The sequence below is a fragment of the Paenibacillus sp. PvP094 genome, from assembly GCF_040546835.1.
GTDB lineage: Bacteria > Bacillota > Bacilli > Paenibacillales > Paenibacillaceae > Paenibacillus > Paenibacillus illinoisensis.
On record NZ_JBEPOM010000001.1, the window covers coordinates 5,111,837 to 5,133,868 of the forward strand.

At 42.3% G+C, this 22,032-nt stretch carries 20 protein-coding genes; 13 read left to right on the forward strand and 7 right to left on the reverse strand.

Annotation, left to right across the window (positions count from 1 at the left end; genetic code table 11):
- The first annotated feature begins 16 nt into the window (after positions 1 to 16).
- Entirely contained in the window at positions 17 to 2,239 is a 2,223-nt protein-coding gene (locus ABIC22_RS23320; protein ID WP_354484160.1) for an MMPL family transporter, read from the forward strand.
- 166 nt (positions 2,240 to 2,405) lie between these two features.
- Here ABIC22_RS23320 and ABIC22_RS23325 read toward each other — a convergent pair whose 3' ends face one another.
- Complete coding sequence (locus ABIC22_RS23325) at positions 2,406 to 3,086, reverse strand: TetR/AcrR family transcriptional regulator (protein WP_354486069.1); 681 nt, start codon at positions 3,084 to 3,086, stop codon at positions 2,406 to 2,408.
- A gap of 134 nt (positions 3,087 to 3,220) precedes the next feature.
- Here ABIC22_RS23325 and ABIC22_RS23330 point away from each other — a divergent pair, with 134 nt between their 5' ends.
- From ABIC22_RS23330 to ABIC22_RS23340, 3 genes are all read left to right on the forward strand, one after another.
- Entirely contained in the window at positions 3,221 to 3,550 is a 330-nt protein-coding gene (locus tag ABIC22_RS23330; protein WP_354484162.1) for a glycoside hydrolase family protein, read from the forward strand.
- A 250-nt stretch (positions 3,551 to 3,800) separates the two neighbouring features.
- Positions 3,801 to 5,186, forward strand: coding sequence for a lytic polysaccharide monooxygenase (locus ABIC22_RS23335; protein ID WP_354484164.1), 1,386 nt, complete (start codon positions 3,801 to 3,803; stop codon positions 5,184 to 5,186).
- 286 nt (positions 5,187 to 5,472) lie between these two features.
- On the forward strand, positions 5,473 to 6,261 hold the full coding sequence (locus ABIC22_RS23340) for a glucose 1-dehydrogenase (protein ID WP_154894165.1): 789 nt from the start codon (positions 5,473 to 5,475) through the stop codon (positions 6,259 to 6,261).
- A 277-nt stretch (positions 6,262 to 6,538) separates the two neighbouring features.
- Here ABIC22_RS23340 and ABIC22_RS23345 read toward each other — a convergent pair whose 3' ends face one another.
- Complete coding sequence (locus ABIC22_RS23345; protein ID WP_354484166.1) at positions 6,539 to 7,486, reverse strand: NAD(P)-dependent oxidoreductase; 948 nt, start codon at positions 7,484 to 7,486, stop codon at positions 6,539 to 6,541.
- Between the two features lie 315 nt (positions 7,487 to 7,801).
- Between ABIC22_RS23345 and ABIC22_RS23350 the strand changes: the two genes are divergently transcribed.
- The 4 genes from ABIC22_RS23350 (at position 7,802) to ABIC22_RS23365 (ending at position 10,995) form a co-directional block, all read left to right on the forward strand.
- Positions 7,802 to 8,362: a helix-turn-helix domain-containing protein gene (locus tag ABIC22_RS23350; RefSeq protein WP_354484168.1), complete on the forward strand. Its 561-nt coding sequence runs from the start codon at positions 7,802 to 7,804 to the stop codon at positions 8,360 to 8,362.
- A gap of 217 nt (positions 8,363 to 8,579) precedes the next feature.
- The gene (locus tag ABIC22_RS23355) at positions 8,580 to 9,824 is read left to right on the forward strand and encodes a CynX/NimT family MFS transporter (RefSeq protein WP_354484170.1); all 1,245 of its coding nucleotides are present in this window, start codon (positions 8,580 to 8,582) and stop codon (positions 9,822 to 9,824) included.
- Complete coding sequence (locus ABIC22_RS23360) at positions 9,817 to 10,248, forward strand: universal stress protein (protein ID WP_354484172.1); 432 nt, start codon at positions 9,817 to 9,819, stop codon at positions 10,246 to 10,248. The genes ABIC22_RS23355 and ABIC22_RS23360 overlap by 8 nt, the downstream gene beginning before the upstream one ends.
- A gap of 615 nt (positions 10,249 to 10,863) precedes the next feature.
- Complete coding sequence (locus tag ABIC22_RS23365) at positions 10,864 to 10,995, forward strand: sporulation protein YjcZ (RefSeq protein ID WP_127537104.1); 132 nt, start codon at positions 10,864 to 10,866, stop codon at positions 10,993 to 10,995.
- 249 nt (positions 10,996 to 11,244) lie between these two features.
- Here the strand turns inward: ABIC22_RS23365 and ABIC22_RS23370 are convergent, their stop codons facing one another.
- Positions 11,245 to 11,598: a winged helix-turn-helix transcriptional regulator gene (locus tag ABIC22_RS23370; protein WP_110757697.1), complete on the reverse strand. Its 354-nt coding sequence runs from the start codon at positions 11,596 to 11,598 to the stop codon at positions 11,245 to 11,247.
- A 262-nt stretch (positions 11,599 to 11,860) separates the two neighbouring features.
- Here ABIC22_RS23370 and ABIC22_RS23375 point away from each other — a divergent pair, with 262 nt between their 5' ends.
- From ABIC22_RS23375 to ABIC22_RS23390, 4 genes are all read left to right on the forward strand, one after another.
- On the forward strand, positions 11,861 to 13,198 hold the full coding sequence (locus ABIC22_RS23375) for an NtaA/DmoA family FMN-dependent monooxygenase (protein WP_354484174.1): 1,338 nt from the start codon (positions 11,861 to 11,863) through the stop codon (positions 13,196 to 13,198).
- A gap of 21 nt (positions 13,199 to 13,219) precedes the next feature.
- Positions 13,220 to 13,960 (forward strand): oxygen-insensitive NADPH nitroreductase, encoded by a 741-nt coding sequence (gene nfsA / locus ABIC22_RS23380; protein ID WP_354484176.1) that lies wholly within the window; start codon positions 13,220 to 13,222, stop codon positions 13,958 to 13,960.
- A 90-nt stretch (positions 13,961 to 14,050) separates the two neighbouring features.
- Positions 14,051 to 14,782 (forward strand): NADPH-dependent F420 reductase, encoded by a 732-nt coding sequence (locus ABIC22_RS23385; RefSeq protein WP_354484178.1) that lies wholly within the window; start codon positions 14,051 to 14,053, stop codon positions 14,780 to 14,782.
- Positions 14,783 to 15,018: 236 nt separating this feature from the next.
- Positions 15,019 to 15,459 (forward strand): MarR family winged helix-turn-helix transcriptional regulator, encoded by a 441-nt coding sequence (locus ABIC22_RS23390; RefSeq protein WP_354484180.1) that lies wholly within the window; start codon positions 15,019 to 15,021, stop codon positions 15,457 to 15,459.
- Between the two features lie 479 nt (positions 15,460 to 15,938).
- Here ABIC22_RS23390 and ABIC22_RS23395 read toward each other — a convergent pair whose 3' ends face one another.
- From ABIC22_RS23395 to ABIC22_RS23405, 3 genes are all read right to left on the reverse strand, one after another.
- Entirely contained in the window at positions 15,939 to 16,646 is a 708-nt protein-coding gene (locus tag ABIC22_RS23395; protein ID WP_127537109.1) for an ABC transporter permease, read from the reverse strand.
- Complete coding sequence (locus tag ABIC22_RS23400) at positions 16,621 to 17,565, reverse strand: ABC transporter ATP-binding protein (RefSeq protein ID WP_354484182.1); 945 nt, start codon at positions 17,563 to 17,565, stop codon at positions 16,621 to 16,623. The genes ABIC22_RS23395 and ABIC22_RS23400 overlap by 26 nt, the downstream gene beginning before the upstream one ends.
- Before the next feature lie 91 nt (positions 17,566 to 17,656).
- Complete coding sequence (locus ABIC22_RS23405; RefSeq protein WP_354484184.1) at positions 17,657 to 19,225, reverse strand: FAD-dependent monooxygenase; 1,569 nt, start codon at positions 19,223 to 19,225, stop codon at positions 17,657 to 17,659.
- Positions 19,226 to 19,346: 121 nt separating this feature from the next.
- Between ABIC22_RS23405 and ABIC22_RS23410 the strand changes: the two genes are divergently transcribed.
- Positions 19,347 to 19,973 (forward strand): TetR/AcrR family transcriptional regulator, encoded by a 627-nt coding sequence (locus tag ABIC22_RS23410; protein ID WP_127537112.1) that lies wholly within the window; start codon positions 19,347 to 19,349, stop codon positions 19,971 to 19,973.
- Positions 19,974 to 20,531: 558 nt separating this feature from the next.
- Here the strand turns inward: ABIC22_RS23410 and ABIC22_RS23415 are convergent.
- Positions 20,532 to 21,920 (reverse strand): MFS transporter, encoded by a 1,389-nt coding sequence (locus ABIC22_RS23415; RefSeq protein ID WP_354484186.1) that lies wholly within the window; start codon positions 21,918 to 21,920, stop codon positions 20,532 to 20,534.
- Positions 21,921 to 22,032 lie beyond the last annotated feature (112 nt).

Below are 22,032 nucleotides of genomic sequence, written 5' to 3' on the forward strand. Positions count from 1 at the left end.
GGGGAAGAAATAAGTTATGGCAAAATGGTTATATCGTCTCGGGGTTTGGTCAACGAGAAAACGGAAAATGGTCATTACGATGGGGCTAGCACTTCTTATTGTGCTTGCATCTTTAGGACTTGGTATGGGTACTTCGTTTACGGGTGAAATGACTATACCAGGAACGAAGTCGGATCAGGCGGCGAAAGTACTAAACTCAGAGTTTCCATCATCAGATGACGGTGGTCAGATCAGGCTCATTTTCAAAGCGAAAAATGATTCATTGACTTCGGAGGCAAACAAAAATTACATTCGGCAAGCCCTGAAAGATGTAAAGACGGATTTATCAGTCAAATCTGTAGCTAGTCCATTTGAGTCAATGACTCTAAGTGCGGATAAAAAGATTGGTTATGCGGACATTACGTATTCTAAACCCGCCAGTGAAGTGGATGAGCACTCGAAAGAACATGTGTTGAACATTGCAGAGTGGCTCGGTAAGGAAGGGATTCAAACAGAGATTGGAGGCAGTGTTGCCTTTTCTGAAATAGAAGTAGGGGGCATATCCGAAGTCATTGGTATCCTAATTGCCTTCATGATTCTAGCGTTTACGTTTACTTCGTTTCTAGCAGCAGGACTACCCATACTTACAGCGGTCATAGGACTCGGAATTGGTCTAATGACTGTAATCATTGGTTCTAATTTCGTATCGATGTCATCATTCTCCATTACGTTAGCAGTCATGCTTGCTTTAGCAGTCGGTATTGATTATGCACTATTTATCATGTCACGATACCGTCAGCAGTTGGCAGAAGGATTTGACAGAGAAACAGCGATCGCTCAGGCTAACGCAACAGCAGGAGGCTCGGTTGTATTTGCAGGGCTGACTGTAATTATCGCGCTAGTGGGGTTATCCGTCGTACAAATTCCCTTCATTACGATGATGGGACTTGCGGCTGCTATTAGCGTATTTGTAGCTGTCCTCATTGCAATCATTCTCGTACCTGCCATATTGGCTGCAGCAGGAGACCGCATCAGTCCGTCCCGCGAAAATCGTTGGCTGAGAAAATGGTCCGGGAGCAAAAAAGAGAAAACAAACGAAAACGCATGGAGTCGAGTTGTCACGAGAAAGCCTTGGCTTACTACCATTCTATGTATTGCCGTCTTAACGATGTGTACCTTGCCTTTTCTGCATATGCAACTTGGCTTGCCCGACAATGGCCTGAAATCGACTGAAACGACAGAGCGTCGTGGATATGATCTCATGGCTGAGGGATTCGGTGAAGGGTTCAATGGCCCACTCGTGATTGTCGCCAAAGCTAATCATAGTGACGATCCTCAAGCAGCAATCGCTCAAGCGACGGCTTACATCAGCGATCTGCCGAATGTCTCTAGTGCAACACCCGCAATACCGAGTCCATCGGGAAATGCAGCCATCATTACAGTGTTACCCAAGACAGGCCCGCACGATATTCGAACGACTGAACTGGTGGAGACTATACGTGAAAAAGCCGATCAACAAAACAATAAACAGGTCGAGATTATGGTTACGGGTGGAACTGCGGTTAACATTGATATTTCCGAGAAATTGCAACAGGCATTACCTAAGTTCGCTTTATTGATTGTTGGTCTTGCTTTTGTACTGCTTATGCTCGTTTTCCGATCTTTGCTTGTACCGATTAAGGCTGTACTTGGTTTTCTGTTTACATTGGGTTCAACACTCGGCTTTATTGTCTGGGTCATTCAAGATGGTTATCTGGCCAATATGTTCGGTATCCCTGAGCCTGGGCCGGTGCTTAGTTTCCTTCCCATTCTCGTCACTGGAATTCTGTTTGGACTTGCCATGGACTACGAGGTGTTCCTTGTCAGCCGAATGCGTGAAGACTTCACTCAGACTAGAGATGCACGACAATCGGTAAAAAGCGGGATAAACCATAGTGGCCCAGTCGTTACTGCTGCAGGCTTAATTATGATTGCCGTGTTCGCCAGCTTTATTTTTGCAGAAGATACCATTATCAAATCCATGGGATTAGCCCTGGCATTTGGCATACTCGTGGATGCTTTCATCGTGCGTATGACACTTGTGCCGGCTATAATGACCCTTCTTGGAAAAAGTGCCTGGTATATCCCGGCATGGCTTGATCGCTTGTTGCCTAACATCGATGTAGAGGGCGAGTCGGTTATGCGAGAAAACCATAAAGCCACCAGTGGTTTTGATCAAACTATTACTGGAAAGAAGCTCTCTGGTGAAAAACATGGCTAAGTTCCGTCTACTCACCGATCGTATCTCGGATATTCCTCAGGAGTGAATCGACGATAGTGATACTCATTAGATGTAAAAAGTAGAGGATGAGGGGGCTGCCCACAACTGCAGCGCCTTCTCCTTAAGATTTTAGGAATCAGTTAGCAGCATTCAAACGTCATTGAAGTCAAGGTTTCAGAGACTCTAGGAAAAGACCTTTCAGTAAGTTGAATTGTTCGGAAGGGTCAACACGAGTGTTGAATGCATCGATACCTTCTAGCATGGACATTTTCTTGGAAAATGTTCCGAATACATTCATCATCGTAAGTAGAATGTTGACGGAATTTGAACCGGCACGGACAGAATGATCCTGTTCTCCCAACGCTGCCAATTCGGTAAAAAGTCCAATGATTTTGTTATATTCGGTTTGATACAATTCCATATGCTCTACAGGCTCTTTCGAAAGCGCCACGTAACATTCAAAGGCTTCAATCAACTTGGAGTTTTGTTGATGCTCAGCTTGCTGAAAGAAAATCAGGGTGTCGAATATTTCGTTTAATTTCTCGTAACATGTTCCTTCTCCATGCACAATCTTTTCAAAGATAACCACTTCGGACTGAACAATATATGAAGCAACAGCAACAATCAAATGCTCTTTCTTGGGAAAATAGCGGAATACAGTAGCTACCCCAAGGCTTGCAGCCGTGGCAATTTCCTGCATGGTAGCCTTTTCGAATCCTTGCTGTGTGAAAATAGATATGGCAGCTTCAATGATGCTTAAACGGCGTTTCTCTCGCAGCTCGCTTCGCTCATTTTCCTGGCGTTGTCGGGGTTGAATAGGGATAACCTCCTTATCTCTGTAACTCAGGTTATGCTAACAATTGCAATTCTATTTGTCAACGAAGCAAGGTATGAAACGATTTTATACTCAAATAACCCTAATCAGATCACTAGCCAAGATAAGCTATAAAGGGAGACGTCATTATAAATGAACAAACTAAAATGGTTATGTATAAAAAAATCGTTACTGCTATTAACAAACAGGCAGGTATTCCTGTATTTATCGCCGAGTTTTCTTATCCTTCAGGTGAGGTGCAAGGTGCATATGCCGGATGGTCAAAAACCGTCAAGGGCTACCCACATAATGAAGAAGGACAAGCTGCTATCTATCATGATGTGATTGAGTGGGGAAAAACACACGGTCTAATAGGGATCCGGTATTGGGCTCCTGATTTCAGTGAGTGGGGGAGTATGTCAATGTTTGATTACTTGGACAATGGCGCTAAAGCCAAGAAAATTTTAATGGATGCTATTCACGAAGAGACCAATTAAAATAACGTATATTCAAACAGAAAAGTCGCTTTTAGCGGCTTTTTGTTCTTTCTACTAAGAGAGGAGCGGTTCAATTATCTTATGTTCAAACCAAGAGCTAATACGACTTTTCTCCTGTTTTTCAACAAAACAAATATCATGAAAAGGTTTTTTTATCCAAAAGAAATTAGAACTTTGTTCTCTTACAGCTCCATGTAAAATTTTATAAAATTTTCTTGTTAACATCATCAGACTTTACAGGAGGATTATTATGTCAACTTATCTCTCAATCTCAGGTGCTAGGAAAACATCCTTGGTACCGAAAACGATCCTGGTATTTGCAACGGGTATATTGTTTTTGCTGGTGTATGCAAATGTCACCTCAGCTCATGGTTACTTAGAGTCACCAGCTAGTCGTGCATACTTATGCCAACAGAATCTCAATAGTAACTGCGGTCAGGTTCAATATGAACCACAGAGTGTCGAAGCAAAAGGAAACTTTCCGGCGGGAGGACCATCAGATGGAGAAATTACAGGAGGAGGTATCTTTCCGGAGTTATATACTCAAACGGCAGAACGTTGGACGAAGCTAGACATGCAAACAGGAAGCCAAACCTTTACCTGGAAATTGACAGCGGCACATGCAACAAAAGAGTGGAAATATTACATAACCAAGAAAGACTGGAACCCTAATTCTCCGATTGAGCGTAAGGATTTAGAACTGTTTTGTACCTACAGTGATGGCGGGAAAATGCCAGAAAAATCGGTCTCACATCAATGTGAAATACCAGCAGACCGTACCGGTTATCATGTTATTCTCGGCGTTTGGGAAATCGCTGACACTGGTAATGCCTTTTATCAAGCGCTTGACGTAAATCTAATGAAATCGGGTAGTGGAAGTGGATCAAACACCGATGAAACAGCGCCAACAGCTCCAATAAATCTAAAAGCAAGCAACATCACGACAAAATCACTTACACTTAGCTGGCATCCTTCGACTGATAATGTGAGTGTAATGAGTTATGAACTTTATCAAAATGGACACAAGATTGCGACTATTCCAGGAACGTCTATATCCTATGATGTAAGTGGATTAAGTCAAGGAACAACTTATATCTATGCGTTAAAAGCGATTGATGCTGCAGGTAATGGATCCCCTCTCAGTTCGGAGATTACAGTGCAGACAACTTCTGCAACCATACCTGACACTTTAGCTCCAACGGCTCCAAGTAATCTTCACGCACATACCGTGAGTGCAGCATCAGTAAGTCTGATGTGGTCCAGTTCAACGGATAATGTGGCCGTTAGCAGCTACGACATTTACCAAGGATCAGAGCGGATCGCTACTGTAAATGGAACCGTGACAAGTTATGAGGTAACCGGTCTGAAATCAAGCTCGACATATACATTTTCAATTAAAGCCAAGGATTCTGCTGGAAATGTATCTGTAGCGAGTAACGTCATTACAGTTACTACACTTGAGTCATCTCCGCCAGTGGTAGAACCGGATGCACCTGAAGCTTGGGCTGAGAATACGTCATACCACATCGGTGATCGTGTCCTTTACAAAGGGGTCGTTTATATTTGTCGTCAAGCTCACACATCAATATATACTTGGACTCCTTCCGAAGTCCTTGCATTGTGGTTGCCAGAATAGCCGAAAGTCACTCAGGATTTGTTCCTGAGTGACTTTTTTTGATGAGCGCTCGCGAGGATTCAGAGACAGTTTCAACATAATCGATGACAAATGTTTATTTTTGCATACTTGGGTGAACATATGAATATAAAACGTTGTTTAGCGGACACATGGCGTGCTGTTTGATTATTGCAAGTGAATTTTTTGTGATTTATTATTGCCAATGTAAGGTTTTTAATTGAGAATTTTATTCTCATCTAAAATAGACGAACATTTCGTTAATTCACTTAATAAAGGAGTATGGATCATGAGTAAACGTTTTGAATCAAAAGTTATTTTAATTACTGGAGCAGGCTCAGGTCTGGGACAAGCAGCGGCACTTGAAATCGCAAAAGATGGTGCCAAGCTTGCTCTCGTTGACCTTAATCAACCTGCACTTGAAGAGACCAAAAAATTGATTCTGGAAGTTGCACCTGAGGCAGAAGTTCTTCTTCTTACTGCGGATGTATCTGATGAGCAAGCTGTTCAAAAATATGTAGATGATACGGTTCAAAAGTTCGGTCGCATCGATGGCTTCTACAACAATGCGGGGATCGAAGGTACTCAGGCTCCTACAGCTGAATATAACAGTAAAGTGTTTGACAAAGTCATTGACATTAACCTTAAAGGTGTCTTTTATGGCATGAAATACGTTCTTCCCGTGATGAAAGAGCAACAATCCGGTTCCATTGTCAATGTTGCATCTGTTGGCGGGATTCGCGGAGTTCTGAATCAGGCGGCGTATGTCGCAAGTAAACATGCTGTATCGGGTATGACGAAAAATGCAGCAATCGAGTACGGACAATATAACCTGAGCATCAACGCTATCGCTCCAGGGGCAATTATGACTGCGATGGTTGTCGGTTCCCTTAAACAAATCGGTGGCGAAGAAGGATGGGAAGAAGCCGGCAAAGAATTTGTTAGCGTAAACCCTAAGAGACGTTTTGGTAAACCTGAAGAAGTAGGTCGTCTTGTTGCCTTCCTGCTATCCGGTGAATCCGAATTTATTAATGGTGCTGTCATTCCTATTGATGGCGGACAATCGAACCAATACTAATAACTTGAAGACCCCTCTTTGGCAAGGTCATTAAGAGGAGGCTCTAAATGAAGAAAAAGAGCAGGTCATCCAAAAGATGGCTCGCTCTTTTTTTGTGCTGAATAAGAAAATGAACTTGATAAGTAATTGGGAATATGAAAGAGGAAGCCATAGCCCAGCATAACATAGAGAAGCAGAGGGACCCGTATTCCGCTGTATGACATTACCATTTCACCTGCAAAAGAACACGAGTTTTTACTCGAACTGTGTCCAACAGCCCATTTTTATTACACCAAAACTACAATATCTGATTGAGCTTGCTTTCAGGCTCTTCACCATTCTCTACACGTTTTATATTCTTTATAAAGAAATCATATCTTTTTTTATGAAACTTCCGACCATCAGGCATTCCTGCTGTATGGGGGGTAAGTATCACATTACCCAGATTCCGGAGCTCACTGTCCATAGGAAGCGGTTCAGATTCAAACACATCCAGACATGCGCCTGCAATATCCCCGTTTTTTAATGCATCAATCAAGTCTCTTTCATTGACAATCCCGCCGCGGGCTGTATTGATAAACAGTGTGGTATTCTTCATTTTCTTGAATACCGCTTTGTTGATCAGTTGTTTGGTTTGCTGATTCAAAGGAATATGTACACTGACGATGTCCGATGTGCTTACAAGCGTATCGAAATCCGTCATTTTCACAAAACCATCCGACTGTACATTGGTATTTCTGGCATAAGCCAGCACATTCATATCAAAAACGTTGCTAAACGCAGCTACCTTTTTTCCGATAGCGCCCAAACCGACAATCCCAATTGTTTTTCCCTTTAATTCACTCCCTGTATAGTTCAATTGATTTTCATCCATCTTGTTTTTCATGAACGAATCAAGAAACGGTATGTTTTTATAAAAAGACATTATCATTGCCATTACGTGCTCGGCCACTGCCTGTGCGTTCACCCCTGCAGCATTAGCGACCCAAATGCCAACCTGTGTGCAGGCAGGAATATCTACATTATCAAATCCTGCACCTGTCTGTACCAATTTTAATTTTTTTGCGGCAGAAAGCAGGCTGTGATCTACTTTAATATGTTCAGGGATGATTACCTGGCAATCTTCAATATGATACAGCATTTCTTGTCCGGGTGGGACAATAACAACGTTCCAGTCTTGCGGAAAATACCTTGAAATAGTTGATTTTGAGGTTTCGCTAAAATAGCCGACGATGAGAATCTTCATTGCTAAACCACCTTTCATAAGTTACATTCTTCGAATAAAACCCGTTAGATAGGTCAATGATCAGGACGAGAACTCTCCGGTGAAAAAGGATTTGATCCCTCGTCTCTATTAAAAATAATTTTAAAACATAAAGTAAAATGTTGTAAATCTCAAATAATTCTGAACTAAATAGTTATTTCTATATATTGAGGAGGGAGGCTTTCCTAACATATTTATTAGCAGAAGCCAGTGACGGAACAAATACTAATCGTATGGAAAAGAATTCAGATAAACAATATACTAGCTATAACAGTTTATGGTTGAGGTGAATATTTAATGGATGAAATCAATGAATCAAAACAAATGGTATTACAATTGGGCGGTGCTTTGAAAAAGTACAGAAAAGAAAAAAATATGAGCTTGGATGACTTAGCGGAATTAACGGGCGTAAGCAAACTTACACTGGGGAATATCGAACGTGGCGAGACCAATCCAACGTTGGCGATTATATGGAAAATATCAAAAGGCATATCTTTACCGCTGTTGGCTTTGTTCAAATCAGAAGACCCTGTTAGTTTGTATCGAGCAGGCGAAGGACTGCGATTTTCTAATGATCAAAAAAATTGGATCATTGAACCCGTCTTTAAAAGCAACGGTATTGAAATGTGTCGGGCTTACTTGCAGCCGAATAGCTCGTATCACCCTGAAGGTCATCATGTCAACACAACTGAAATTGCAACAGTAATGACGGGTTCCATTGAAATTCAAGTCAACGAAGAGATTCACACATTGAATCAATATGATACGATCAGTTTTCGTGCAGATTGTCCTCACTCTTATACCAATCATACGAATAGCGAAACAGTGCTCCATATCTCCTTAACGTATGGTTTCTAAAAATCAAAATTCTACTTATCATACAACTCCGAATTCCATGACGGGAATTCAGAGTTGTATTTTTGTTTTTAAACGATTTAAAATATATTATAGAATATTTATTGTAAAAAATAATATATTATAATATACTTTTGTTGTCCGCGCGGATGTTATTGCCTCTTTTTTCAATCAGCAGGAAACAAACCATACGTATGAATTCAGAAAGGAGAATTGAAGAATGCCGAACCAACAAAATAAAAAAGCCGTACCATCTTCTATAGGGTTTATCATTCTCGGCATTATTGTGATTGCAGCTAATTTACGTACTCCCTTAACCTCAGTTGGGCCTTTGGTGAGTCTTATAAGGGATGACGTTCAAATTTCAAATACATTAGCCGGCCTCATAACAACGCTACCCTTACTTGCCTTTGCTTTATTATCGCCTCTAGTACCCAAATTAGCACGAATGTATGGGGTTGAACGCATCATTTTGATTGCACTCATATTTCTGACTGTTGGTATTGTAATACGTTCTTTATCTGGCGCAGCTAATCTGTATATTGGGACTGCAATTCTTGGGTTCGCAATCGCCGTATGTAATGTATTATTGCCCAGTATTATCAAAAGGGATTTCCCAAATAAAATGGGTTCCGTGACAGGTCTTTACTCCATTTCAATGAGTTTAAGTGGAGCAATCGCATCAGGAATAAGTGTACCGCTAGCCGTGAACGCAGGTCTAAAATGGCAGGGAGCATTAGGAATATGGGGGATTCTAAGCTTCGTTTCGATCCTTTGTTGGTTACCGCAATTAAGAAATCAAACGAGGCAAACAGCCACGACGAGCCAACAGAAGGAGAGCAACGATGTGAATGTTTGGCGTTCCCCTCTTGCATGGCAAGTAACCTTATTTATGGGTATACAATCTATGGTTTTCTATGTGTTGATCGCATGGTTACCTGAAATTTTAAAGCAACAAGGAATTGACTCCAACCAATCCGGGTGGTACCTCTCGATCATGCAGTTAGCCATGCTTCCATTTACATTTGTTGTTCCCGTTATTGCTGGGCGTATGTCTAGCCAACGTTTGTTAGTGGTCATCACATCCACTTTACTATTGACGGGTACCCTCGGACTTCTTAACGGAAGTTCCGATATCATATTGTTGTGGATCATAATACTCGGAATCGGGGGAGGCTTCGCCTTTAGTTTGTCCATGATGTTTTTTGGATTACGTACCGAAAATGCGCATCAAGCAGCTGAACTGTCAGGCATGGCGCAATCGATCGGATATCTTCTTGCGGCAGTCGGTCCTGCCCTTATAGGATATCTGCATGATGCGACAAATAGCTGGAAACTGCCACTTTTCATTCTACTTGGTGCTTCGGTCTTACTCTTTTTAGTTGGTATAGGAGCAGCAAGAAATCGTTTTGTAGGTAACCGATATAGCTACGTGCTGCACGGAAAGGAAGATAAAAATGTTTGAGAACATTATGGTGGCCATTGATCAAGATCAAATAACGAACAAAATCCTCGATGCAACCGGTGAAATAGCCCGCAATAAACCAACTCAAGTTACCTTGATTCATGTCAGCCAGGAATATGTTTCAAATGGCATGACATATGTACCAGAGAATTTCTTGGAAGAAATATTGAACGAAATGGAAAAAGCGAGTTTGGAACAATTACAACAAGCCAAATCCAAATTAGAATTTGCGGGGATTAACCCGAAAACAGTTCATCTTAAGGGAAACCCTGCACATGAAATATTAAAATATGCAAGGGATACTGAGCAGCAACTCATTATTATTGGAAGCCGTGGGCTAAGCGGGATAAAAGAAATCATGCTTGGAAGTGTCAGCCACAAGGTTTCACAGCTATCCATTTGCCCAGTTCTCATTGTACATTAACGCCTCTGTGCTGCAGAGATGATGTATTGATATACGAACGGGGAATGTACAGAGGCATTCTAGGGCTTTGTGTCCTACAATGCCGCTGTTTCGATATCCTTTTAGCTGACCAAATGCTGACGCTGAAGTTGAATGGAGGGAGGACCTGTCGACCATATGGTTTGAGCCTTCCTATGCTACAGAGCTCAGATACATGTTGAAGGATGCAAAAGCAAAGGGTGATGTTTCCAAGAATGAAGAGCTGGCGAGGTAGCTTATAAAGAGGTTACAGCTATGTTCAACCATGAGACGGAGCACATTTACAAAATCTTTGCGAATTGGGTTAGACCTTTAAACTAACGGGCAGGTTAGTTCAGTACAAATTCAATTAGGCAGTATAGTAACGCTAGAGTTAGCTAAACTTGCATGTTCCGATGTTCGAGCATCCAAAAATGTTGTCATGAGATACCCACCTCCTAACGTTGTGGACATAGCAGGTATGATAAACAAGACTCCCATTCATAGTTGATTGAAGCAGGCTTGCCTGTTGGTTGGTGGCCTTTTTTTTAATAAAGCCTTGTCAAAATGGATATACCTGAATAATCTATCCCATACTACAAAGAGGGGGATGGAAGCATGAGTGAAGTTGGATATGGTAATGATAATGTAGGAGGAGTAAGTGGAGGATATGGTGGCTTTACGTCCATTGGTGCAATACTCGTACTATTTATTTTATTGGTCATTATCTCCAAGGCTTTCTTAGTATAAGAGTTCACTTCTTACTTTTCCCGCCAGCCTTACTGGCGGTTTTTTTGATTTGCTTACGTTCGTTGTACGATGATAAAAACTAGAAAGTCACCTCAGGTTGATATGTATTTAAAGAATTACTATAGCACGTTAAGCTAATGGGAAACGATAACTCAATGATATAAAGAAAGCAGTTGATCAAAGCGACCAGCTGCTTTTGTTCAGCTAACGGGCAGTTTAGCGTAGTAATTGAGGGAACGTCCATTCAAATTACCTGTTTCCACCGAATTCTTTACCGAAGTCCTCCATCTTTTCAAGGATTGGAAGTAACTTCATTCCTTTTTCTGTCAAAGAGTACTCGACTCGTGGAGGAACTACCGGATATACATCACGTTGAATAACGCCATCATTCTCTAATTCCTTAAGTTGCTTGGTAAGTGAGCCTTGAGAGAGATCTCCAAGAAATTTTTTGATGTCCGAATAACGACGTGTTTCATTTTTTAGATACCATAATATAAAATACTTCCAGCGTCCGGAAAGAAGATTCTGCGTAAAGGCTATCGCGTACATATCACTATTTTCATTTATAAACTCTTGTTCAAATCCTTCATTACAAACCCGCATTGACATCATTCCTATTCTATAGGTACAGAAAAATGTACTATGTTCATTTAAATTGCCCTCTTTGCAAACGAAACGAATGCACTTATGATTGGGTCAACAACCCAAACAAACCCATTTAATATTGTTTTAAAAGAAGGAAGAAAAATTTTTTTAGTTTTATATTTAGCATGCTAAGTAATTATTATATTTTTTAATGTCATAGTTAGCAAGCTAAAGATTGTATATCCACTAATTGCTATGGAAAATGAAGGTGAAGAAATATATGCAAAAAAATAAGAAAATGCAATTGGCTCTACAGATGGTTTCGGGATACGGAGGTGAATTCAGCGCCTGGAGAATGCCCGGGACTGACCCAGCAGCTTATACGAATATAGATAGTTATGTAGAACGGGCGAAAATAGCCGAAAAAGGGAAGTTTCAAATGATTTTTATTGCCGATACTCCTTCATTAACTGTGAACTTAGGCCCTCAGACGCCTGCGTTCCCAATGGATCCAACGTTGGCACTAATGGCCGTAGCCCGAGAAACGAAACACATTGGACTTGTTGCTACACTCTCTACGACATTCAACTATCCATACAACATCGCGCGTCAGTTCAAAGCACTGGATGTAATCAGTCAAGGACGTGTAGGGTGGAATGCGGTTACTACATCCGACCCCTCAGCTGCAGCCAATTTTGGTGTAAAAGTTGCCAACCGTAAAGAGCGGTATGACAAAGCACATGAAAGTATTCAAATTGTTCAGGCTTTGTGGGGGAGTTGGGAGTACGATGCTTGGACACTTGATGTAGAAGGAGGACAATTCGCTGATATGGACAAAATCAAGCCAATAAACCTTCAAGGTCAATATTATGCATCTCGTGGTCCTTTGCCAATACCTCCTTCTGAACAAGGCCAACCTGTTATTTTTCAGGCGGGAGGAGGGGGTGAGGGATTAGAATTAGCTGGGAGATATGCTTCAGGAGTGTACGCGAATCCATATGATATCGAATCTGCTCGTGAACAAAGACAAGCGATTCGGCAAAGTGCCGCTCGTTTTGGCCGGAAACCTGATGATATCAAAATGTTTGCTGGTTTTATGTTTTCGCTGGCATCTACCGAAGAAGAAGCCTTGAACCGTCGAAAACAGCTTATGAGCTTTAATCCTCAGGAAATTCCTAGTCGGGTAAGTTATCTCGGTTCAATGATCAGTTTACCTTTGTCGGTAAACTCGATAGATATTGATAAACCACTACCTCCTGGCTTGTTGAAAAATGCATATGCTCAGCCAATGGACCCACGTTCACCAAAAGCCTTGAAATTACTGCAGCAAGGGTTATCAGTTCGCGATGTTCTTGCTCATGGTGTCATTAATTATCATCCCGTCGTTGCAGGAACACCCACACAGGTTGCTGATTTTTTGGAAGAATGGTTTTTGGCTGAAGCGTGTGACGGTTTCTCGGTCGTCCCCGATATAGCTTTTGATGGTGTTGCGGATTTTGTAGAGCAGGTTGTACCTATCTTACAGGAACGTGGTTTGTTTCACACCGAATACGAAGGGAATACCCTTCGAGAGAATATGGGCGTTCCGTACGAATATGGGATGCGGGAATTGGAATAAACAAATAAAGGAGAGAATTTAATGAATCACACACTTGAGTTGCTTCATAATCATACATCATTTCGTTCGTACACATCGCAACCCCTGGCTAAGGAACAAGTCGATGAGATCTTTAAGTCCGCCAGTCAAACTTCATCGTTCAGTCTTCTGCAGGCCGTGTCCATTATTCGTATCACTGATCCGGCTCTACGAAAAAAGGTGAGAAAGCTTTGTGTTGACCAACCTTATATTGAAGAAGCGGCAGAGTTTTGGATTTTCTGTGCCGATTTTAACCGAAACCATCAAATTGCTCCGGATGTAGATATCGAATATATTGAATTCCTGTTGATTGGTTCCTTCGATGCCGGGCTCATGGCACAAAACGCATTAACTGCAGCTGAATCTATGGGACTAGGCGGTGTTTTCATTGGCGCGGTTAGAGCTAATATTGAAGAATTAACAGAGTTGTTGGGCTTACCAGAGTATGTGATTCCCTTGGTAGGATTATGCATAGGTACCCCCACGGGGAGTAAACCTGAACTGAAACCTCGTCTGCCTCAATCTATGGTTTTACTTGAAAATCAGTATCAGGCACTCGATCAAGATAAATTGGCTATCTATGACGAAACCATGTTGAAGTACTATGAGAATCGTCCGGTAAGAGCTCCTTTCACAGTGAAAAAAGTAACAGGATGGAGTGATCACATTCAGGATCATCTACAAAGAAGTATCCTACCTCAAATGATGGACTATTTGAACAAACAAGGATTCGCCAAAAAATAACCATTGCTCACGGAAACCTTTCCGATAATCAAAATGACATGTATGAGGTAAAATGACACCATTATTAAATATTAAATAGGAGTGAACAAAATGAGATTCGGAATAATCGGGGCTGGCCCCATTGCTTTATCTATTTCAAAAAAGTTGGTAAATAATAACCATGATGTGAAAATTGCAGATGCTCGTGATATAGAACGATTGAAAGGGAAACCGATTAATGCAACACCTGTAATGGTAGAGGATGTTATTTCCAATATTGATGTTCTCATCATATCTATTCCTCTTCATGCACTACCTCATATTCGCAGTGTAGTTGAAAAAGCGGCGGATGAAGTTATTGTCGTCGACACTTCTAATTATTATCCTCAAATGGGAGTGAAAATTGATGAGATCGAGAACGGGATGGTTGAAAGTGTCTGGGTTACAAAACAATTAGGCAGATCAATTATCAAAGCTTTTAACAATTTGTTAGCCTATACTTTAGAACATGAGGGTACACCGGAAGGCAGCAGTCGTCGCATTGCGGCAGCTATTGCCGGTGATGACGTGCAGCAAAAGCAAACAATTATGAGTATAGTCAGCGAATTAGGTTTCGATACGGTCGATAGCGGGAATTTAAATGATTCATGGAGACAGCAGCCAGGAACACCAGCATATTGCACAGAACTAACCAAAGAGGAATTAACTGAAGCACTTCAAAAGGCAAATAAAGAACAAGCCCCATTTCTGCGGGACAAAGTTATGGAGAAGTTGATCACGGCTTCTGGTGGATATTCACATAAAGAAATCGTCAACCTAAATAGAGAAATGTATAATTCCTAAATCAATAACTCTGATACTAATTTGAAGAAGCGGCAGATGAAGACACGCAATAATGTCTATCTGTCGTTTATTTAAAATTTTGGGCACATACAGTACAATTCTCAGCAGAGAAATTTGCTAAAAATGATGTCCTTAGCACCAGGGTAGTTTAACTTGAAAGTACATTGACTCCTAAAATAACGTCGTGATACATTTAGTTTACTAAATATTAATTAGCATCAAGGGAGGGATACTACATGACAGATGCAGTAGACTGTGACATTCGCCAGTCTTTAGATCGGATTTCCTCCCAAATGCGTCGAAATTATAGTGAATCACTGAGGGAACTTAATCTTTATGTAGGGCAAGATAATTTGCTGTATCGTCTGTGGATGGGTGACGGGGTAACGCAGATGCAGCTATGTGAGCACTTAAAATGTGAGCCTCCAACAGTAACAAACATGGTTAAATCACTGGAGCATAACGGATTTATATATCGTAAACGTGATGTACAAGATGCGCGAGTCATGCGTATTTATCTGACGGAAAAAGGAAAAGAGTTAGAAAAACCAGTTGATCAAAAGTGGAGGCAGCAACAAGAAAAATTGCTTCACTCCATACCTGAGGAAGAACGTCTGATATTAAGAACTCTGATGCAACAAATGGAGAGGAATATATCAGGTATCAACCATTGTTAAGTTATACGAGATTTTTGTCGCGAGACAAGAACATTGTTCATTCCAAGTCGCTATGATAGCGGCTTTTTTTGTTTTAAGGAACCAAGTTCTTGTCCCAAGCTGGGGACAAGAACCGTGTACTATTTTGCCGAAATGAGCAAGAACTTAGTTTTATACGGATTAGATAATCATCTAATTAGTGTCACGCTGGATATCATTTAATTAGATAAAAGTACATGAATATAAGACTTCGCTTGAATAAAGATTTTTTTTATTCCAGAAATAAGGTTTTTTCGACATATAGCTATAGGGTTGAATATGCCTATTAGAGCATGCTGACGGGTTATTTCGGGGAACCGATGCGCCTCGGTTATACTTGGAGACGCCACAAGGAATTTGTCGAAGGATTGTTTTTGATTGACAAAGAATTACAAGTTACTTTGTGCGTGCATCATCTTCTTCCAAATGGATTTTACGCAGAAGTCTTCCTTGTAAAATCATCACTGCTCCCTGTTTTGTAACCATTTAACCGTTCCAAAGAGACCTAGGAGTCCGACTAAGAAAACAAGTAAATAACTGGTACCCAACAAGGGAAATAAAGATACTCCGCTTTCCTGCAAATGCAAAGCAGGAACAGACCATGGCAGATAAGCTCCAAGGGCGGTTGGGCCGAACACTAATGCCAACATTAAAGTTGTAAATGCAAAGCCGATCGGTACCAGATAACCGCGTGATATACAAGCCAATAGGGCAAGAGGAGCACTTAATAATAGGTGGAGAGCACCAATTATAAGTATTAAGAACAAATAATGTTGAACAATTGCAAACGAAAAGCCAGGAAGTCTGATTGCAAAACCAAGTATTAAGGCATAAGCAAAGCTGATCAACATCATTACTAAACACCAGAATATAATTGCGACATATTTGGCAATCGCGATTTTACCACGTGATACAGGCAAAACGAGCAAATCTTTGAGCGTTCGATCGGAATACTCTCGGCCAAAAGTCCAACTTGTTACCAATCCAAACCCCAGCAGCCCAAACACAGATGCATACAAAAATGCAGTCCGTTCAAAAAATGAACGCCAATTGGGCTGTCCTAAGAACAGTGTGGTGACAAACAATATAAACAGAAGCGTGCCCCATAAAACATAGGAACGACGCAATTTGTAAACTTCAACACTACAGGCTGTCAACAATGGTCTCAATCCGTTTTTCCTCCTCGGCTCCGATTACATTGAGAAAATAATGCTCCAAATTCTCTTCTTCAATGTTAAGCATGGTAAGCGGTACTTCATGATGAGCAAGCAATCTCGCAATATGTTCGGGATGTTTAACGGCATGATCGTCCGGTAGCGCAAAGCCGTTCGAAGTCGAATGTACCGCATACCCGGACTCTGTAAGAATAGCTTGAGCCTTTCGATCATCTTTTGTCCCGATTATCAACTGCTTTCGGCGGATAGTTTCAAAGTCTTTTGTTGTCAGTTCTTCAAGCAATACGCCTTTGTGAATAATGCCGATTCGAGAAGCCATTTTGGATATTTCCTCAAGAATATGGCTCGATATAAACACGGTAACCCCTTGTTGAGAAGCTAGAGCTTTCAGCAGCTCCCTTATCTCGACAATTCCGGCTGGATCAAGCGCATTGGTTGGCTCATCAAGAATCAGGACGTCAGGCTTATGAATTAACGCTTTGGCCAATCCAAGTTTCTGCGCGTTACCAAGTGACAAATCTCTTGCCTTACTATCCGTATATTGGGTCAAATTCAATTGCTCCATAATTTCGTTAACTGCCCTCGGAACCGATAATCCTCGCAATTTGGCCATTAAACTCAAGTTTTCCCTAACCGTAAAGGTAGGGTAGGCATAAGGAACTTCCACCATATAACCTACTCGTCTTGACAAATCAGGATTCCCATTCGCCCAGCGCTGACCAAACAAATACACTTCTCCGTAAGAAGGCTTACTCATTCCGAGAAGAGCTCGGATGGTTGTCGTTTTCCCTGCACCGTTCAACCCCAGGAATCCATAGATTTCTCCTTTCTTAACGGAAATCGAAACGCGATCTACAATGACTTTATTCCCGTACTGCTTGGTCAAGTTAACGGTTCGAATAATATCTTCCATAGTAACAGTCCTTCCATAACCTAAATTAAAAGAATAAAAGAGCCGATAGCCATATGAGATGTTGAAAAGAATTCCACTGGCCTTGACCAAATCAATTTGCGCGATAAATGGAATTCAAATAATTCGAAATCGAAGCGGTATCATTAATGGAGGTCCGCAGTGCGATGTAACCGTCGGGACGAATCAATACGAGTTCATTACTTGCTACATCGTAAATTCGATAGGCATTCCCTGCTGTATCTATTATGCCTTCCACTCTCTCCACATGCGATGGAAGGATGCAGTGCACATGGAGTTCGTCGTAGGTGAAGTTCTCCAAAGAAAGATGATCTGTGCGGTTTACAAAAGCCAACAGAGTCCAGTGTGGGCCGCGCAACAGGTCAAATACACTTCCTGCAAACCCTGTACCTTGCAGACCCACAGCATTAGGAGCACGATCCCCGGGCAATGAACGGGTAACATTCCTGCGAGCAGACGGGCGGGTAAGAGAACTTGACCGATAGGAAATGAGAAGCCCACTTGTCAGATCGTCGGATATGGTGCTCAACGATTGGGACAACCCTCCGCCTTCAGTCGCCGTTCCTATGACCCCTTGCATCTTCTTCGTGCTGTCCTCAAGCACGGCTTGAGCCACTGGGCGGCGCTCCTCATCGTATGTGTCGAGCAGTTCGGTGTCTGCTCCGCGTATGACAGCCGCCAGCTTCCAGCCGAGGTTGTACGCGTCCTGCATCCCCGTATTCATGCCTTGACCGCCGGCCGGCGAATGAACGTGAGCAGCATCGCCTGCAAGGAAGACCCGGCCGTTACGGTAACATTCAACCATACGGACATTGACCCGGTAGATGGAAAGCCAGGAAGCATCCGTGAGCTGAACAAGTCCTGTCCCGGCCCGACGCTCAAACATGGCTTGATACGCCTCGAGTGACGGCTGCTCTGGTTCTTCGATGTCTGCCGGAATTGTAGCCTGCAGCTGCCAAATATCGGATTTCGGCAGTGGTGTCACCCCGACCATCCCCTCCGAAGATGTCCAGATATGAATATGATCGCGATCCAACCCTTCCAATCGTACATCGCCAAGATACCATCGCTCCTGATCGTGTGTTTTCCCAACCAGCGGTAAGTGAATAAACTTGCGGATTTTGCTTTTCCCCCCGTCAGCGCCGACGACATAACGAGCGCGAATTTGCTCTTCTCCTTGCGGTGTATTCAAGGTTACCGTCACACCATCCAAATCCTGTTCAAGCCCTACAGCTTCCACGCCCAACTCGACTTGACCGCCAAGCGCCGCATAGCGGTCGCGCAATGCTTTTTCCACATCATACTGAGCAATCCAGACCGGATCACGATAGGGTGTCTCCAGTTCGGCGCTGGCTGCAACGGTAATAGCAGGCTTGTCGACACTCCTGCCATCTGCGGTATAGTAACGAACAGGCAAATCCACAACACCTGTGTCCATAATGTAATTAACGGCCTCCAAATCATCAACAACCTCAAGCGAGCGGGGCTGGATTGCTTTGGCGCGAGACGCTACGTTATATAAGGCGCTTCGTTCAATAATACGATGGTCGACGTTTCGACGGGCTAGGTCGCAGGCAAGTGTAAGCCCTGTTGGGCCGGCCCCGACAATGAGAACATCAACATAAGACTGCGCGGTTTTCATGGATAAATTCCTCCTTGATCATTGATATTCATATGTTGCATTGATTATACTACACCGTGCAGTGTAGTTTGTAAAGTGGAACTCATTTTTGATAGTATACCTATAGGGGGGAAACATAAGGATGGATAATACGGAAAACAAAAAAATCCGCAAAGGCTCTTCAGACAAACGAGCCAAAATTATTGCGGCAGCACGAGACCTGTTTCTTTCAGATGGGTTTGATCGTTCCAGCGTCGATGCAATTGCAGCTAAAGCGGGAGTTTCCAAACGGACCGTTTATGATTATTATGGCGACAAACAGAACTTGCTGCTTGCTGTTGTGGAAGAAACCAGTGAGGCGGTTCTGGACATGATCAAGCAAGGGATATCAGACTACCTCTGGGAATTTGAGGATCTAGAGCAGGCGCTTATCTTATTCTGCGAACAATTCGTAGCTTCTGCGAACGGTTCGTCCGATTACAGCGCTTTGATGCGTCTGGTTACTATGGAAGCCGCCAACCTGCCAGGCTCGTTTTTGGAAAAGCTGGATAACGCAACGGAAGAGGGGATTATCAGGAGGTTTACCGAGTTTGGACAAGCCGGACTGCTCGCTGTGCCAGATCCTGTAATGGCTACAAAGCACTTTGCTGCCTTAACGTTTTTGTTGGTATTTGATCAACCGATAAAAGCAAGCGATTTGGAGGAGGAGCAAACCAAACGTATCATCACAGAAGGCGTACGTGTCTTTCTTTGCGCTTATGGAAAATAGCAGGGAAGAGAAGTGAGGAGATCAGTGTTCCTCTCTTAAAGAAAATCATTGAGATGAGATATCAATCGTTCCCAAAAATAGCTCTCAAGTATAGTTATCAATAAGCAAATAAATTACATCGACTGAAATCTCAAAAAATAGTTGATTCATATGAAAACATATCGAATTTTTTAAAACCGTTAAGTTTAATATTAACGGTTTTTTGTTGTAATATCGTCGTGTTATTGAAAAACCCCATTGAAGAATATACAGCGGATATCGAGAGACTAGAACATGGTCCCATTGCCAGTTAGGCGTATATTTAATCGTATCTTGCCCTTCAATTCATTCAACTAACGGGAGAACTTTACTTCAATGTCGTATAGGAGCCAGTCGGTCATATGAACCGCCTATTTTTTCGGAACTTAAGAATAGATGAACAGATGATAAGATTACCCTGCCGCTGCCGTCATTATACCAACGAGAAAAGTTAATTCAACAAGATATTACGGTAGCCGATTTTCACGATCAGCTGCCGCTTTCTCTTGAGACGAAGGATAATATACATCTGTCAGATGCCTAGGACTCATGCAACTGCCCTGTCTCCATGTGCCGCCAATTTATGAATACCAATGACAATGCAATTAACGTGAGGATCATCCCAAGTACTCTAAATCCTTCGAAGCTGAAGTTATCTCCCATTACAATGCTAATCAGCAAAGAAGAGAGAATGGTTCCCAGGTATCTTGAAGTATTGAATATTCCAGATGCCACACCAATAATTTCTTTTGGTGAACTTCTGAATAAGGCTGCTTGCATGGCGACACTGTTCAACCCGTTGCTAATACCGAATGCAGCTAAAGCCAGACACACACTGATAACCGGTGAAGTCTGATCCAGTGTCACGATCCACACGGACCCCAATGTCATCAGCATTCCGGACATAAGCAATGCTGGCCCGGGTCCTGATTTATCGATCCAGCGTCCTGCTATTGGAGAAGCAATGAGCGAACACAAGCCTAAGCTTAGCATGAGCATCCCTGTATGAAACTCGCTGACATGACGTACGATTTGCAAGTAGGACGGAAGCCCAAAAAAGAGAGAGTAAAAAAGCAAGTTAACGACCATGAATTCGACATTGATCCAAGTCATTGCAGGATATTTAGCGAATGTGCGTAAAGGAATAAAGGGTGCCTTCGCTTTTAGCTCATGTCGCACGAAAGCTCCCAGTCCAACGAAGCCAATCAGCCCGACAATAACGTTATTAAATGAAATCTGACCAGATGATTTTGCGGACAATAATCCAACGAGCAGAGCAACGAGACCCACGGTAAATAGCAGAACTCCTGATGCATCAATCAAATCAAACCATTTGCGAAAGGACATGTTGCGAGCAACGGATATCGTAGACGGATCATCCTCAGGAATATGTTTCCAAGCTAATAAAAAGCTTGTTACCACGAAAGGAATATTAACCAAAAAGATAGCAGGCCAGCCCCACCAGTGAATGATGACTCCGCCAATAAAGGGGCCAATCGCTGCCGCTCCGGACAGAAATATGGACAACACTGACAGTGCAGTTGCTTGTTTCTCCGTAATATGAATTCGCACAATGGCCATTCCAACCGCAACCATCATGCTTGTTCCGATGGATTGCACAATGCGGAACACGATGAGCCATCCAAAGTTTGGGGATAGTGGAGCTAATAATGATGCAGTGAAGGATACAACAAGTCCGCTAAGAAATATCCTCCTCCTACCGAATAAATCGCTGGCTTTTCCCATGATCGGTTGAGCGATAGCACTCGCAATGTAGAACGAAAAAATAATCCAGGATACCACTGTAAAGTCGAGATGGAACACATTTTGCAGCCTTGGAATAGCAACTGAAACCATTGAAGAATTCAAAGGGTTCAATAGAATCCCTAGTCCAACGGAAATCATCAACCACCTACTGCGAATACTCATTTCAATCCTCCACTCTGTATATTAATGTCATCATCGTACTTGAAAACATTTATTTATTCCAATGCATTTCATGTTATGATTTCATTGACTCAAAGGAATGAGTGGAGGGTGT